Origin of the sequence: Modicisalibacter xianhensis (genome assembly GCF_900113605.1) — a bacterium.
GTDB classification, from domain to species: Bacteria; Pseudomonadota; Gammaproteobacteria; order Pseudomonadales; family Halomonadaceae; genus Modicisalibacter; species Modicisalibacter xianhensis.
This window is the reverse complement of sequence record NZ_FOPY01000004.1, coordinates 219639-235535: the sequence shown is the minus strand read 5'-3', so window position 1 is coordinate 235535 and position 15897 is coordinate 219639. Positions and strand designations below refer to the sequence as shown.

The 15897-nt window shown below is 59.6% G+C and carries 16 protein-coding genes; 15 read left to right on the top strand and 1 reads right to left on the bottom strand.

What is annotated here, in order from left to right; translation table 11 throughout:
• The first annotated feature begins 12 nt into the window (after positions 1 to 12).
• The 9 genes from upp to BM194_RS06045 all read left to right on the top strand — a co-directional run bounded on the left by upp (position 13) and on the right by BM194_RS06045 (position 10195).
• On the top strand, positions 13 to 642 hold the full coding sequence (upp, locus tag BM194_RS06085) for a uracil phosphoribosyltransferase (protein WP_092844772.1): 630 nt from the start codon (positions 13 to 15) through the stop codon (positions 640 to 642).
• 345 nt (positions 643 to 987) lie between these two features.
• The gene (locus BM194_RS06080; protein WP_092844770.1) at positions 988 to 2076 is read left to right on the top strand and encodes an ABC transporter ATP-binding protein; all 1089 of its coding nucleotides are present in this window, start codon (positions 988 to 990) and stop codon (positions 2074 to 2076) included.
• Between the two features lies 1 nt (position 2077).
• Positions 2078 to 3175 carry an ABC transporter ATP-binding protein gene (locus BM194_RS06075; protein ID WP_092844768.1) on the top strand — a complete coding sequence of 366 codons (1098 nt, stop codon included), beginning with the start codon at positions 2078 to 2080 and terminating at the stop codon, positions 3173 to 3175.
• Positions 3172 to 4053: a carbohydrate ABC transporter permease gene (locus BM194_RS06070; protein ID WP_092844766.1), complete on the top strand. Its 882-nt coding sequence runs from the start codon at positions 3172 to 3174 to the stop codon at positions 4051 to 4053. Before BM194_RS06075 ends, BM194_RS06070 begins: the two co-directional genes overlap by 4 nt.
• Before the next feature lies 1 nt (position 4054).
• A complete protein-coding gene (locus BM194_RS06065; protein WP_218155371.1) occupies positions 4055 to 4948 on the top strand; it encodes a carbohydrate ABC transporter permease in 894 nt (297 codons plus the stop codon).
• An 11-nt stretch (positions 4949 to 4959) separates the two neighbouring features.
• Positions 4960 to 5232, top strand: coding sequence for a DUF2160 domain-containing protein (locus tag BM194_RS06060; protein ID WP_092844764.1), 273 nt, complete (start codon positions 4960 to 4962; stop codon positions 5230 to 5232).
• Positions 5233 to 5287: 55 nt separating this feature from the next.
• On the top strand, positions 5288 to 7027 hold the full coding sequence (locus tag BM194_RS06055) for an ABC transporter substrate-binding protein (RefSeq protein ID WP_092844762.1): 1740 nt from the start codon (positions 5288 to 5290) through the stop codon (positions 7025 to 7027).
• A 143-nt stretch (positions 7028 to 7170) separates the two neighbouring features.
• Complete coding sequence (locus BM194_RS06050) at positions 7171 to 8811, top strand: glycerol-3-phosphate dehydrogenase/oxidase (protein ID WP_092844760.1); 1641 nt, start codon at positions 7171 to 7173, stop codon at positions 8809 to 8811.
• A 136-nt stretch (positions 8812 to 8947) separates the two neighbouring features.
• Positions 8948 to 10195, top strand: coding sequence for a uracil-xanthine permease family protein (locus BM194_RS06045; RefSeq protein WP_092844758.1), 1248 nt, complete (start codon positions 8948 to 8950; stop codon positions 10193 to 10195).
• Between the two features lie 42 nt (positions 10196 to 10237).
• On the opposite strand, the gene BM194_RS06040 is transcribed toward BM194_RS06045, so the two are convergent.
• Positions 10238 to 10819, bottom strand: a complete 582-nt coding sequence (locus BM194_RS06040; protein ID WP_092844756.1) for a cupin domain-containing protein — start codon at positions 10817 to 10819, stop codon at positions 10238 to 10240.
• A gap of 241 nt (positions 10820 to 11060) precedes the next feature.
• Here BM194_RS06040 and mobA point away from each other — a divergent pair, with 241 nt between their 5' ends.
• The 6 genes from mobA to moaA all read left to right on the top strand — a co-directional run bounded on the left by mobA (position 11061) and on the right by moaA (position 15883).
• Positions 11061 to 11657: a molybdenum cofactor guanylyltransferase MobA gene (mobA, locus tag BM194_RS06035; protein ID WP_092844754.1), complete on the top strand. Its 597-nt coding sequence runs from the start codon at positions 11061 to 11063 to the stop codon at positions 11655 to 11657.
• Between the two features lie 97 nt (positions 11658 to 11754).
• Positions 11755 to 12321 (top strand): molybdopterin-guanine dinucleotide biosynthesis protein B, encoded by a 567-nt coding sequence (gene mobB, locus BM194_RS06030; RefSeq protein ID WP_092844980.1) that lies wholly within the window; start codon positions 11755 to 11757, stop codon positions 12319 to 12321.
• Positions 12321 to 13574, top strand: coding sequence for a molybdopterin molybdotransferase MoeA (gene moeA / locus BM194_RS06025; protein ID WP_092844752.1), 1254 nt, complete (start codon positions 12321 to 12323; stop codon positions 13572 to 13574). The genes mobB and moeA overlap by 1 nt, the downstream gene beginning before the upstream one ends.
• A 1-nt stretch (position 13575) precedes the next feature.
• Positions 13576 to 14442 carry a cyclic pyranopterin monophosphate synthase MoaC gene (gene moaC, locus BM194_RS06020; protein ID WP_092844750.1) on the top strand — a complete coding sequence of 289 codons (867 nt, stop codon included), beginning with the start codon at positions 13576 to 13578 and terminating at the stop codon, positions 14440 to 14442.
• Positions 14443 to 14444: 2 nt separating this feature from the next.
• On the top strand, positions 14445 to 14897 hold the full coding sequence (moaE, locus tag BM194_RS06015; protein ID WP_092844748.1) for a molybdopterin synthase catalytic subunit MoaE: 453 nt from the start codon (positions 14445 to 14447) through the stop codon (positions 14895 to 14897).
• Complete coding sequence (moaA, locus tag BM194_RS06010) at positions 14894 to 15883, top strand: GTP 3',8-cyclase MoaA (protein WP_092844746.1); 990 nt, start codon at positions 14894 to 14896, stop codon at positions 15881 to 15883. The genes moaE and moaA overlap by 4 nt, the downstream gene beginning before the upstream one ends.
• Positions 15884 to 15897 lie beyond the last annotated feature (14 nt).

Genomic DNA, 15897 nt, shown 5'->3' with positions numbered 1-15897 from the left:
AGGGGTCTCGCCATGAGCGTACACGCCATCGATCATCCGCTGGTCAAGCATAAGCTGGGCCTGATGCGCACCGCCGATATCAGTACCAAGAGCTTTCGTGAACTGGCTGGCGAAGTCGCCAAGCTGTTGACCTATGAAGCGACTCAGGACCTTGAAGTGGAGTCGGTGACCATTCCGGGCTGGAATGGTCAGCCTATCCAAGTGGAGCACCTCAAGGGCAAGAAGGTGACCATAGTGCCGATCCTGCGGGCCGGTCTGGGGATGCTCGAAGGAGTGACCGACCTGATTCCCAGTGCCCGCATTAGTGTGGTTGGGCTGTATCGCAACGAGGAAACGCTCGAGCCGGTGCCTTACTTCGAGAAGTTCGCGAACGACATCGAGGAGCGCCTGGCCATCGTCATCGACCCGATGCTGGCAACGGGCGGATCGATGGTCGCCACGCTGGACATGCTCAAGGACCGTGGCTGTCCGCTGATGAAGGTCATCGTGCTGGTCGCTGCGCCGGAAGGCATCCGCCGGGTGCAGGAAGCACACCCCGACGTGGAGATTTATACCGCTGCCATTGACGAGCGGCTCGACGAGAAGGGGTATATCGTGCCGGGCCTCGGGGATGCCGGAGACAAGATTTTCGGGACTCGCTGAGGGCCACGGCCCGGCTAGCCGCTCGTCGGCCAGCCGGGCCCCGTTCGGTCCTTACGTCGACCTTCCCTTCTTTTCGTTGTCTATTCTGCTGATGTTCGGAATCGACCAATACCGAACATGACATAAGCTTTTGCTTTCCCGCCAGCTTTTTCGATCGTCTTGGTCAAAAGTTTAATGTCCAATTTTAATCTTTTTAAAACAGTAAATTAAATGCGCTTCTGACGCATTTTTAACGCGCTGCTGGTTTTTTTCGGTTGTGGACATTTGTGTTTGTATTCGAATCTCGACTAGTGTTCAAACTAGCCGCTTACGAATACTCGATAACAACGAACAACCGAGCACAGTATGTCTTTGATTCTTGAAAACCTCGAGCGTGTGGTTGGCGGAGAAACCCACATCGAGGGCATCGACCTCGAGCTGGAACCCGGCTCGTTCAATGTTCTTCTGGGGCGCACGCTGGCGGGCAAGACATCGCTCATGCGCCTCATGGCTGGTCTCGATACCCCGACACGAGGGCGGGTGCTGATGAATGGCCAGGATGTCACTGGCGTTCCGGTTCGCAAGCGCAACGTCTCCATGGTCTATCAGCAGTTCATTAATTACCCGGGTCTTACCGTCTACGACAACATTGCGTCACCTCTGAAACTGGCCAAGGTCAGTCGTGGCGAGATCGATCGTCGCGTTCGCAGCATCGCCGAAATGCTGCATATCGACCCCTTTCTAAACCGCTTGCCCCTGGAACTGTCCGGTGGCCAGCAGCAACGCACCGCGATGGGGCGAGCGTTGGTGAAGGATGCGGATATCGTTCTCTTCGACGAGCCGTTGGTCAACCTGGATTACAAGCTTCGTGAGGAATTTCGCGAGGAGCTGCGCTCGGTATTCAGCGAACGTCGCTGTATTGCCGTCTATGCGACGACCGAACCGGCCGAGGCCTTGGCGCTGGGAGGCAATACTGCCGTTCTTCATGAAGGGCGCCTGCTGCAGTATGGCCGTACCGAGGATGTCTACCATCGTCCGCGCGATATCCAGACGGCCGAAATGTTTTCCGAGCCACCGATCAACATCCTGCACGGCACCATCTCCGGCACCGAGGTGACTTTCGACAATCGGTTGCATTTCCCGGTGAACGAGGACCTGCGTTCACTACCGCCCGGTGATTACCGTTTCGGTGTTCGCGCATCGCATATCTCCCTGACGCCGCGTGCCGGTGACGATATCGAGGTGCCGATGATCGTCGACATGGCGGAAATCAGCGGTTCAGAGACCTTCCTGCACGCACACAACGACCTGTTTCATCTGTCGGTGCACCTGGGTGGCGTGCATGGCTTCAATGGCGGGGCACCGGTCACTCTCTACTTTCCGACACACCGGATCTACGCCTTCGATCGACAGGGTGCCGTGGTGCACATTCCGACTCATCTGGGAGGCCTGTGAGATGGCTGAGATTGCTTTGAAATCGTTGGCTCACAGCTACCTGTCCAACCCGGAGTCACCGGGAGACTATGCCATCCGCGAGATGAATCATGTCTGGCAGCAGGGGGGCGCCTATGCACTGCTTGGCCCCTCGGGCTGTGGCAAGTCGACCCTGCTCAACATCATTTCAGGATTGCTGGAACCCTCCAGTGGCGATGTCCTGTTCGATGGTGAACGTGTCAATGCGCTGCCTCCCGAGTTGCGCAACATTGCGCAGGTTTTCCAGTTTCCGGTCGTCTACGACACCATGACCGTCTATGACAACCTGGCTTTCCCCCTGCGCAACGTGAAGACACCCGAAGACCGGGTTCATGAACGAGTCATGGAAGTCGCCGATGCGCTGGAATTGACCTCGCAGTTGAAGCGCAAGGCCAAGAACCTGACGGCCGATGAAAAGCAGAAAGTGTCCATGGGGCGCGGGCTGGTGCGTGACGACGTGTCCGCGATTCTCTTCGACGAACCGCTTACGGTGATCGATCCCCACCTCAAGTGGAAGCTACGGCGCAAGCTCAAGGAAATCCACCAGCGCTTCGAGATCACAATGGTCTACGTAACTCATGATCAGCTGGAGGCCTCTACCTTCGCTGACAAGATCGCGGTGATGTATGAGGGCCAGGTCGTTCAGTTCGGAACGCCACGCGAACTCTTCGAGGCACCGAACCACACCTTTGTCGGCTACTTCATCGGTAGCCCCGGCATGAACTTCCTCGAGGTCTCGCTGCGCGATGGACACGTCGTGTCAGGCACGACGGAGCTGGCTGTCGGCCGGGAGTTTGCCGATGCGCTGGGTGAGATCCGCTCGACGAACGTCAAGCTGGGCATTCGCCCCGAATTCATCGAGGTCCACGACGCCCACGTCGAGGGCAGCATGGTGGCAGACATCATCCATGCCCAGGATTTGGGAACCTACTCCATTCTCTATCTCAGGCTCGGCGATACCACGCTCAAGGCGCGCATCGAGGAAGAACAGCCGACGCCCAGCGGCAAGGCCTATCTGCGCTTCCCTGGCAAGTGGATCGGTCTGTATGTCGATGAGTTCCGCGTGGAGATTGCTTCATGAACAAGATTCAGAACAACCGTGCCTGGTGGTTGATCCTGCCGATGCTGCTGTTGGTGGCCTTCTCTGCCATCATCCCGTTGATGACCGTGGTCAACTACTCGGTACAGGATGTCTTCGATGCCAATACACGTTTCTTCACGGGCACCGAGTGGTTCAAGGAAATGCTCAATGATCCGGCGTTGCAGGCTGCGTTGCTGCGCCAGTTCGCCTTCTCGCTCACGGTACTGGCCATCGAGGTGCCGCTGGGAATTGGCATTGCCCTGATCATGCCCAAGCGGGGATGGCAGGCCTCGGCCGTGCTGATCCTGGTTACCATGCCGCTGCTGATTCCCTGGAACGTGGTGGGAAGTATCTGGCAGATATTCACCCGCGGTGACATCGGGCTCATGGGCTGGAGCCTGCGTGAACTCGGGTACGGTTACAACATCACGGCGAATCCCGTGGATGCCTGGGCAACCATCATCCTGATGGATGTATGGCACTGGACGCCGCTCATCGCTTTGCTCTGCTTCAGTGGCCTGCGCTCGATTCCGGATGCCTACTACCAGGCAGCACGCATTGATCGGGCATCCCGGTGGGCCGTGTTCCGCTATATCCAGCTGCCCAAGTTGACCAATGTCCTGGTCATCGGCGTGCTGTTGCGATTCATGCACTCCTTCATGATCTATGCCGAGCCCTTCGTGCTGACAGGGGGCGGGCCGGGGAGTTCAACGACCTTCCTCAGCCAGTCGTTGACCACCATGGCCATCGGTCAGCAGGACCTGGGCCCATCGGCAGCCTTTTCCCTGATCTACTTCCTGATCATTCTGCTCGTCAGTTGGGTCTTCTACACGGCGATCATGAACATGCAAAAAGACAAGAAGAATGAGGAGGCCTGAGATGACCGACTCGCTGGTCAGTACCCCCGACGCCGTACGCAAGCACGCGGCACAAGCGGCTGCCCGACGGCGTCGCAAATCGCGTTCGGCCCTGGCGCAGTGGCGGCGCCGAGGCCTGATGGCGGCCTACATCGTGTTCGTGCTCCTGCCCATCTATTGGCTGCTCAACATGTCCTTCCAGTCCAATAACGAGATACTCGGTGGACTCACATTGTGGCCGGAGAGCTTCACGACGGAGCATTACGTGAAGATATTCACCAGCCCAAGCTGGTACATGGGATACCTGAACTCCATTGCCTACGTGCTGATGAACATGGTCATCAGCATCCTTGTGGCACTGCCGGCAGCCTATGCCTTCAGCCGTTACCAGTTCATCGGCGACAAGCACCTGTTCTTCTGGTTGCTGACCAACCTGATGGCACCGCCTGCGGTTTTCCTGCTGCCGTACTTCCAGCTGTATTACACGGTGGGCCTGTTCGATACCCATATTGCCGTGGCGCTGGCGCACTGTCTGTTCAATATCCCACTGGCGGTGTGGATCCTCGAAGGGTTCATGAGCTCCGTGCCCAAGGAAATCGACGAGACGGCATTCATCGACGGCTACAGCTTTCCGCGCTTCTTCGTGAAGATTTTCATTCCCATGATCAGCTCAGGTATTGGTGTCACGCTGTTTTTCCTGTTCATGTTCTCCTGGGTCGAATTGCTCCTGGCAAGCACACTGACCGCGACAAATGCGCAGCCGATTGCCTCGGTCATGACCCAGACCAAGGGTGCATCCGGCATCGACTGGGGAACGCTGGCCGCCGCAGGTGCACTGACCATTCTGCCGGGTATCGTCGTCGTTTACTTCGTGCGCAATCACATTGCCAAGGGTTTTGCCCTGGGACGGACCTGAGGAGTCACGCTATGGAATGGATGGTCTGGACCACACCTACCGCGATCTTCTTTTCTGTCATCGCAGCCATGCTGGTCGGCATGACGGCCTGGGAGATTGCCTCACCGACCATCGAGCGCAGGGGCTTTCTGCCGCTTGCGACTACACGGGGGGATCGGCTCTTCATCGGGCTGCTTTCCGCCGCCTACATCCATCTGCTGGTGGTGGGGTTTACGCCACTGAGTATCTGGATAGCCCTGGGGTTGTCCATTCTCTGGATTCTGGTGCTGTTGCGCTGGGGCTGACAACGACATGGAACTGCTGGTTCATGGACGAACTACCACAAACGAAGAGGTCATTATGAAATCGACAAGAATACGACTCTCTCTGCTCGCTGCCGGTGTCATGCTGGCCAGTGGGACGTTGCACGCCGACAACCATGATGCCCGTGCCATCGCCGAGCGTTTGATAGACGAGCATTTCCAGGATTCGACGCTGACACGCGAACAGCAAATCGAGGAATTGTTATGGTTCGCCAAGGCGGCCGAACCTTTCCGCGGCATGGATATCAATACGGTTGCCGAAGGGCTGACCACGCATATCTATGAGCGCGATGTGCTCGCCGAAGCATTTAGTGAACTGACCGGCATCAACGTGACGCACAACATCATCGGCGAGGGTGATGTGGTCAACAACATGCAGACGCAGATGCAGTCCGGGCGCAACATCTACGATGGCTACATCAATGATACGGACTCCATAGGAACGCATATTCGCTACGGCAGCACCGTCAATCTCTCCGAGGCCATGAAGAACGAATGGGCGGACTACACGCTGCCGAGTCTGGACCTGGATGACTTCATCGGTATTCAGTACGGCACCGGCCCGGACGGCAATCTCTATCAATTGCCCGACCAGCAGTTCGCCAACCTTTACTGGTTCCGGTACGACTGGTTCCAGCGCGAGGATCTACAGAAGCAGTTCCGTGATATCTATGGCTATGACCTGGGCGTACCCACCAACTGGACGGCATACCAGGACATTGCGGAGTTCTTTACGGAACATGTCGGTGAAATCGATGGCACCAAGGTTTATGGACACATGGACTACGGCCGCCGCGATCCCTCGCTGGGGTGGCGTTTTCACGATTCCTGGCTGTCGATGGCCGGCATGGGTAGCCCGGGAGTGCCATTCGGCAATCCCGTCGATGACTGGGGGATTCGCGTCAACGAGCAGAGCCAGCCGGTGGGGGCCAGTGTGAGTCGAGGCGGTGCCACCAACTCGCCGGCCTCGATCTTTGCCGTGACCAAGATGGTCGACTGGCTGAAGAAATATGCACCACCCGAGGCCAGCGGGATGACTTTTGGCGAGGCCGGACCGGTCCCGGCACAGGGCAATGTCGCCCAGCAGATCTTCTGGTACACCGCATTTACTGCCGACATGACCGATCCGGGGCTGCCGGTGACCGAGGAAGACGGCACACCCAAGTGGCGCATGGCGCCATCGCCGACCGGTCCTTACTGGGAAGAGGGCATGAAGGTCGGCTATCAGGACGTGGGGGCCTGGACCTTCTTCGACTCCACGCCCGAAGACCGGCGCACGGCAGCCTGGCTTTTCGCTCAGTTCACCGTGTCCAAGAGCGTATCGCTCGAAAAACTGATGGCCGGTCTCACGCCGATCCGTAAATCCGATGTCTTCTCCGACCAGATGACCGAAATGGCACCCAAGCTTGGCGGCCTGGTCGAATTCTATCGCAGTCCCAACGAGTCCCAGTGGACACCGTCGAGTACCAACGTGCCGGATTATCCACGCATGGCACCGCTATGGTGGCAGAACCTGTCTCCGGCAGTGAGTGGCGACATCTCTCCCCAGGAGGCGCTCGACAACCTGGCGGGCGACCTGGATAGCATCATGGCGCGTCTGGCCCGGGCCAAGGTCTTCGAAACTTATGCACCCAATCTCAACGAAGAGCGCGATCCCGAGTATTGGCTGTCCCAGCCGGGAGCCCCGAAAGCCAAGCTGGACAACGAGATGCCTCAGGGAACCACGGTGCCCTACGACGAGTTGATGAAGCAGTGGATGGCTGCCGGTACACGCTGAACCCGTGAGAAAGCATCGTGTTCCGCCGAACCAGGCAAGGAAAGGCGGGGCGAACGGTAACGTGTGAACGGTTGCCTGAACGGGACTGAGAGCCCCGCTCGGCATGACCGAGCGGGGCTCTTTGCCTTCAGAAAGGGTTCAAGATGCAACTGCGAGAGAACAACATCAAGAAGCTTACCGGCGAGGTCTTCGATGTCCTCGTGGTCGGGGCAGGTATCAATGGGGCCTCGGCGGCCGCAGCGCTGAGCGGCAAGGGCGCCAGGGTGGCCCTGATCGACCGCGGAGACTTTGCCAGCAGCACCAGCATGCACTCCTCGAATCTGGTCTGGGGCGGCATCAAGTACATGGAGAGCGGGGATTTTGCGCTAGTGCGCAAGCTATGCAAGAGCCGCAATCACTTGATCAGGAGCTACCCCTCCACGGTGCAGGAAATCCGCTTTCTGACCACCATTCATGAGGGTTTTCGGTATCACCCACTTTATCCTTGGGCGGGGGCCTGGCTTTACTGGTTGATGGGGAACGGTTTCACCCAACGTCCCCACTTCCTGAGCACGCGTGCCATCAAGGCCCGCGAATCGATCATCGACATTCGTCGTGCCACTGGCGGATTCGAGTATTCCGATGCTTATCTGCATGACAACGATGCGCGTTTCGTCTTCAATTTCGTGCGCAATGCGCTGGATTTCGGCACGGTAGCCGCCAACTACGTCGAGTCGGTGGGAGCGCGGCACGAGCAGGGAGGCTGGGTCGTCACGGCGCATGATCGTGAGGCCGATACGAGGTTCGACATTCGCGCCCGCGTGCTGATCAATGCCAGCGGGCCCTGGGTCGACGAGCACAATACGCTATCGGGACAACGGACTGCCCATCGCCATGTCTTTTCCAAGGGCATTCACCTGATCGTGCCACGCCTGACCGGCAGTCGCCGGGTGCTGGCCTTCTTTGCGGATGATGGACGGCTATTCTTTGTCATCCCCATGGGCGCGCGAACCTGCATCGGCACCACCGACACCCGAGTGGAGCGACCAGAGGTCGTGGCGACCGATGATGACATCCGTTTCGTACTGGAGAACATCAACTCGCGGCTGGCGCTGGACAGGCCGCTCACGGTGTCCGACATCATCTCGATCCGCTGCGGCGTCAGGCCGCTGGCCGTCAAGCCCAGTGGCGGAGAGAAGCGGGACTTCCTCAAGTTGTCGCGCAAGCATGCCATCGATGTCGACAGGCAGGCCCGGCACCTCAGCATCTTTGGCGGCAAGCTGACGGACTGCCTGAACGTGGGCGAGGAGGTCGCCGCCGAGGTGCGCCGGCTTGGCGTGGAACTCGCCTATCCCTCGTATCGCTGGTATGGCGAGCCTGACCGCGCCGTACGCGATGCTTTCCTGCACCAGGCGCGCCTGATGCATCTCGACGATATGACCGCCGAGTCGGCCTCGGAGCCCCTGAGCCAGCGTCTGTGGCGGCGCTATGGCGCCCAGGCCATGGAAGTTCTCGAGGACATTCGACAGGATCCGCGCCAGGGGGAGGTATTAATCGAGGGAACGGAATACTTACGTGGTGAACTGAAACTGGCTCGGCGACACGAGATGGTCACCCGACTGGAGGACTTTCTCCGTCGGCGCTCGAAAATATCCCTGGTGGTACGCGAGGAGGTCATCCGGGCCTCGCCGGGATTGCGCGAAGCCTGCCAACTCTTGTTTGGCGACCAGGCCCAGGCGCGGCTGGACGAGTACCTGGCCTCGACCGGCTCGCTGATTCCGGACAGCCTGGACGAGAAGGCCTGATGCGTTGACTCTCCGAGAGGCGGAGGCGACCGGCAACGTTGGATGATCATGGTACGACGTGGAACCCAACCCGTCCCGGGGCTGGTAGAATGCCGCGCGTTGCGAATTGCCCGATGAAATCTCTGGAGTCTCTCTCATGACCGATAATTCATCGGCCGCCCCCATGCCGGCCGAGTCCCTGCCACGTACCTTGCTGACCGGGGCGCAGATGCTCTTCGTCGCCTTTGGTGCGCTGGTGCTGGTACCCCTGCTCACCGGGCTCGATCCCAGTGTGGCGCTGTTTACCGCCGGAGCGGGGACACTGGTGTTTCATGCCGTCACGCGGCAGAGCGTGCCGGTGTTCCTGGCTTCGTCGTTTGCCTTCATTGCGCCGATCCAGGGCTCGGTCGCCAATTTCGGCATCCCGGCCACATTGGGGGGGCTGTTCGCTGCGGGCCTGGTCTACGTGGCGATTTCCCAAGTCGTGCGGCTAAAGGGGACTGCCTGGTTGCATCGCCTGTTACCGCCGGTCGTGGTCGGCCCGGTGATCATGGTGATCGGCCTGGCACTGGCGCCGGTGGCCGTGAACATGGCGACCGGGGCGACCAGCGACACCATCAGCTACGGTCAGGCGATCACGCTGTCGATGCTCAGTTTGCTTGTCACGTTGATCCTGGCCGTATTCGGACGAGGCCTGCTGCGTCTCGTGCCGATCATGGGAGGCATTCTGGTCGGATATTCACTCGGCCTGGCCATGGGCGTGGTCGATATGACGCCGGTGAGGGACGCCGGCTGGCTCGAGTTGCCGAACTTCGTGGCACCGACGTTCCATCTGTCGGCCATCCTGTTCATGATTCCGGTGGCGATTGCACCGGCGGTGGAGCACATCGGCGACATGATTGCCATCGGCTCGGTGACCCGCAAGAACTATCTTGAAAAGCCGGGGCTGCACCGCACCCTGTTGGGCGACGGCTTGGCGACGTCGGTGGCTGCGCTGTTCGGAGGCCCACCCAACACCACATACTCCGAGGTGACCGGGGCGGTGACGCTGACGCGCAATTTCAATCCGCGGATCATGATCGTTGCTGCCTTCGTCGCGATCATCCTGGCGTTCGTGGCCAAGCTTGGCGCATTGCTACAGACGATTCCCGCTCCGGTCATGGGGGGCATCATGACCTTGTTGTTCGGCTCGATTGCCGTAGTGGGCATGAATACCCTGGTCAGGGCGGGGCAGGCACTCACCGTGCCGCGCAACCTGGTGGTCGTTTCGCTGATCCTGGTCTTCGGTATCGGAGGCATGCAGGTTGGCGGCGGCCAGTTCGTGCTGCAGGGCGTCAGCCTGGCGGCGTTGGTAGGTATCGTACTGAACCTGGTGTTGCCGCCGGCCAAGGACACCGAGCACTGAGCTCATCGGGGGAAAGCGCGAACGTTCGCTTTCCCCCGCGCTCTAGTGGTGATGCTTTTCCGTTCCTCCTTCGGAGAAACTGGGAGGGTTATTGGCGCTGACGATGACGCAGTCACTGTCGCTGACGTTGCGAAAGCGATGCGGAAGCCGTGAGTCGAAATAGTAGGCGTCCCCGGCAGTCAGCAATTGCGCCTCGCCATTGACGGATAGTTCGATGGTGCCCGACACAACCACGCCGCCTTCTTCGCCTTCGTGCTCGAGCATGTCTTCGCCGGTATCGGCGCCCGGGGGATAATACTCGTGGATGATCGACATGCTGCGATTGGGTCGGCGAGCACCGACCAGGCGCCAGGACAGCTTGCCATCGCCGATCTCGGTCAATTCGCTGGCGCGATAGAAGACCTTTTCCTGGGTGAATTCCTCGCCGGCAAAGAATTCACTGATCGAGACGGGCAGGGCGTCCAGTATCTTCTTCAACGAGCTGACGGATGGGCTGACACTGTTCTGTTCGATCAGTGATATCGTACTGTTGGTGACACCAGCACGCTTGGCCAGTTCACGCTGGGACAGCCCTCGTTTCTGACGCAGTTGCTTTAGCCGTGCCCCGACATCGAATCCACTCATTTCTTTCCCTTGTTGAACATACTTGACGGCATGATAACGCGTTCCTCCCCAGGCGAAAAATGCCGCCTCCACGGCTTGCGTCCAATCAATGAGCCCGCTGATTGACTGCGTTAGGCTATATACCATTGGTCTGATCGAGATGCAGTCTTTATCGACAGGCACATTGCCGATGCGTTGCGGTGGGTGATGCCACGACACGTTTTCGTTATTTTGTCTGAGTAGTCAACAATCAAGGGAATTCATGGATCGCGAACACGTCTCGCTGTTGATTCTGGCGGGAGGACAAGGTCGACGCATGGGCGGCGTAGACAAGGGATGGCTGTCGTTGGCCGGACGGCCCTTGATCGAGCATGTCCTGAGACGTTACCAGCAACAGGTGAGTCAGGTCCTGATCAGCGCCAATCGATCCCTGGCAGCGTATCGTGAACTGGGGGCCGAAGTGGTGACCGATCGCGAAGAGGGGTATCAGGGCCCGCTCATGGGAATATGGAGTGGGCTGTGTGCCGCATCGACACCTTGGGTGCTGGTCGTGCCATGCGATAGCCCGGCGCTGCCTGCCGACCTGATTCCGCGCATGTTGTCCGGCATCGCCGGGAATGATATTGCCATGGCCCATGACGGCGAACGTGCACATCCGGTGGTCGCGCTCATGCGGCGCTGCCTGGCTGGCGATCTCGGAGAGGCTCTATCTGACGGCGAGCGCAAGGTCCAGCGCTGGTATGCGCGTCACGCGCTATGCACGGTCGACTTCAGTGACTGCCCCGAGGCGTTTGCTAATCTCAATACACCCGATGACAGTGCGGTTCTGGCGCGCCGGTACAATGAGGAGCACCTTTGAGGACAGTCTGTCGCTCCTGTTCCTTCGCAGTCATGCCATGATCACGTTACGCTACATGACATATAACGACGTTTCCGCGAACCAGCACCAGGCCCCCATGACACTCGACCTTGCCAACGAATCGTTACCGCTACTGGGCATTGCCGCCTGGAGCGGAACGGGGAAGACGACCCTGCTCGCAAGACTGTTGCCTGAGCTGGCACAGCGAGGCCTGCGCGTCGCGGTGATCAAGCATGCACACCACAGCTTTGACATCGATCAGCCGGGCAAGGACAGCTACCGGCTGCGCGAAGCCGGCGCCAGTCCGATTCTGGTGGCATCCAGGGAACGTTTTGCACTGATGATGGAAACCCCTGGCGAGCAGGAGCCGCAGTTGCCCATGCTCATCGATCAGGTTCGCCCGCAACGCCCCGAACTGGTGCTTATCGAAGGCTTCAAGCAGTGGCCTCTACCCAAGCTCGAACTGCATCGACCGGTGCTGGGCAAGCCATTATTGGCCCATGACGATCCTTGGATACATGCTGTCGCCAGCGACCAGCCGGTGGCATTGCCGAGCGGTGTGGTAGCGCTGGAACTCAATGACATTGCCTCGCTGGTCGATCATGTGGCTGCCTGGCCGGCACGCTGGCAACAATCCCGGCAGCCTCGCGGGGAGGTCGGTTAATGGATGCTTCCTGCTTCGATCATGATGAGCGTCTGCTCGGTGTCGATGAAGCGGCCGCGGCACTGCGCAAGCTGTTTCCTTCTCCCATGGCTAGCGAACGCCTGCCCTTGGCCTCGTTGCTGGGGCGTGTGTTGGCAACCGATATTCGATCGCCGATCGACGTGCCGCAGAACACTAATGCCGCGCTGGATGGCGTTGCCCTGGCCTGGTCTGGGCCTGAGCGGTCGCGCTTCGACATCGTTGGTGAGTCCCTGGCCGGCTGCCGTCACGATGGCCTGGTCGCCGACGGTCACGCCGTGCGTATCACGACTGGGGCGCCACTGCCTGCCGGGACGGACACGGTCATCATGCAGGAACAGCTCGAGTTTGGCGGTGATGGCGGGAGCCCCTGGGTCGCGATCCCACGTCCCCAGGCGGTAAGGCGAGGGCAGAACGTCCGCCATGCGGGGGAAGACATCGCCCAGGGCGCAACGGCGATACAGGCCGGGACGCGTCTCAAGTCGCAACACCTCGGCTTGCTGGCCTCACTGGGACATACAGACGCTGAGGTGCATCGACGGCCGAAAGTCGCGCTCTTCTCCACTGGTAACGAAGTCACGGCGCCAGGCCAGCCCTTGCCCCGGGATGGCATTTACGACGCCAACCGTTTCTCATTGCTGGGGCTTCTGGCCACACTGGGTTGCGAGGTGCAGGATCTGGGAATACTGGCCGACGAGCCGGGGAGTGTCGAGCAGGCGCTGGCCTTGGCTGCTGGCGAAGCCGATATGGTGCTGACCAGTGGTGGTGTGTCGGTGGGGCAGGCGGACTGGGTTCGGCATGCGCTCCGTAGCAGTGGGCGGTTATGCTTCTGGCGTATTGCCATGCGGCCCGGCAAGCCCCTGGCGTTCGGCTTGCTGGGCGAGCGCACCGTGCCTTTCTTTGGACTGCCAGGCAACCCGGTTGCCGCCATGGTGGCCTTTCTTCAATTTGTCCAGCCATGGCTGCGTGCCTTGCAGGGAGAGACGAACTGGCGACAACTGCGCCTCAAGGCCATCGCCGATGAGGCATTGTCCAGCCGAGAGGGACGCACGGATTATCTGCGCGGTATCTACGTCGGCGACGACCGGGGCCGCTTGCATGTACGCAGCACCGGACAGCAGGGCTCGGGCATGCTGACATCCATGGTGGCTGCCAATTGCCTGATCGAAATTGACCCGTCCAGGAGCGCGGTTGCGCCGGGCGAGACCGTAACGATTCAACCATTCGAGAGCTGACATGAGCCTGACCCATCTCAATTCGCGTGGCGAAGCCCACATGGTCGATGTCGGCGACAAGGCCGAAACTCGCCGCGAGGCAACTGCTTGCGGTCGGATCCATATGCGCCCTGACACCTTGGCATTGCTTGCCGAAGGTGGCCTGCCCAAGGGCGACGTATTGGCGACGGCACGCATCGCCGCCATCCAGGCTGCCAAGAGAACCCACGAGCTGATTCCGCTGTGTCACGCCCTGGCCCTCAGCAAGGTGGAAGTCGGCTTCGAACTCGACACGCCCAATGCCTGTGTCGATGTTACGGCGACCTGCCGTCTGACGGGGCGAACCGGTGTGGAGATGGAAGCGCTCACCGCCGTATCGGTTGCCTGTCTGACGCTGTACGACATGTGCAAGGCCGTCGACAAGGACATGCGTATCGATGGGATCTGCCTGCTCGCCAAGACGGGGGGCAAGTCGGGTGACTACCGGCGTGGTAGGGTCACTGATCTCGAGTCGACGCAAGCGGCAGCCTCGCCCATGGAGCCCCCCGTTGGCGCCGCTACGCATCATGAGATGCCCATGATCACCGGAGAATCACCAGAAGGGCATATCAGCATTGCGCCTCGCAACGAACAGCCATGCATTCAGGTCAAGTTTCTGGCGGAACTGCGTGAACGCCTGGGCATCAGCGATGTCGATATTCCTTTCGAGTCCCTGACATCGCCTACTGTCGCCGGGCTCAAGCAGGCGCTTGAGGCATATGACGAACGCTTTTCACTGCTGGGCGAACGACGCGTGCTATGTGCAGTGAATCAGGTAATGAGTGCCGATGACATGTCGCTGACCGACGGCGACGAAGTGGCCTTCTTTCCGCCGGTAACCGGAGGATAAGCATGATCAGTGTCCAGACAGCGCCATTCGATGTCGGTACCGAGCAGCAGGCGCTGACACAGGAGCGCACCGATATCGGTGCCGTGGTGTGTTTCACGGGACTGGTACGCGACTTCAACGAAAAGCCCGATGTCCATGCCCTGACGCTGGAGCATTACCCGGGCATGACCGAGCGTGCATTGCAGGATATCGTGAGCGAGGCCGAAGGGCGCTGGAGCCTGCAGGGCGTGCGGCTGATCCACCGCGTTGGGCGGCTCGAACCCGGCGATCCGATTGTCATGGTCGCCGTGGCCAGTGCCCACCGACGGCATGCCTTCGAGGCCTGCGATTTCATCATGGACTATCTCAAGACACGCGCTCCGTTCTGGAAAAAGGAACATACCGTCAGTGGCCAATACTGGGTGGCTGAACGCGATACGGATATCGAGGATGCAAAACGCTGGGAGGCGACATGACGCAACTGGTCGACAATTTTCAGCGTGTCGTGCGCTATGTGAGGATTTCGGTCACCGATCGTTGTGATTTTCGCTGTGTCTACTGCATGAGCGAAGACATGACATTCCTGCCCCGTGAGCAGGTGCTGACGTTGGAAGAACTGGCGCTGGTCGCGAGGGCCTTTACCGAACTTGGGGTCGAGAAGATTCGCCTGACCGGCGGCGAGCCTCTGGTCAGGCGTGGCATCGAGGATCTGGTGGATGATATCGGTCGCCTGGAAGGGCTCAGGGACTTCGCGATGACCACCAACGGTGCCGGACTCGGCAAGCATGCCCGTCGGCTCCGTCAGGGAGGATTGCAGCGCCTCAATATCAGCATCGACTCCCTCGATGAGGCGCGTTTCAGGAAACTGACCCGCACGGGAAAGCTGCACAAGGTCATCGAGGGTATTCACGCTGCAAAGGAGGCGGGCTTCGAGCGTATCAAGCTGAATGCAGTCATTCTCAAGGGCAGGAATGACGACGAAATTCTGCCGCTGGTGGACTTTGCCCGCCACGAGGGGGTGGATATCAGTTTCATTGAGGAAATGCCGCTGGGTGACGTTTCCGACCACTCTCGCGACGAGACCTATTGCTCGAGTGATGACGTGCAATCGGTCATCGAGTCCCGGTACCAACTGCTGCCCACCACTGAAACCACGCTGGGGCCGTCACGCTATTTCCGCATGCCGGACAGTGAAACCCGCGTTGGGTTCATCTCTCCGCACAGTCACAATTTCTGCTCGACCTGCAATCGTGTGAGGGTCACGGTTGAAGGTCGGCTATTGCTGTGTCTGGGCAACGAGCATTCCGTGGATCTCAGGGAGGTTCTGCGCCGCTACCCCGGAGATATCGAGGCGCTCAAGTCGCGCATCATCGGGGCCATGGGACTCAAGCCGGAAAAACACCATTTTACGACGGACGGCGATGTCCAAGTCGTAAGATTCATGAATATGACGGGCGGATGAGCGGTAAATTATCA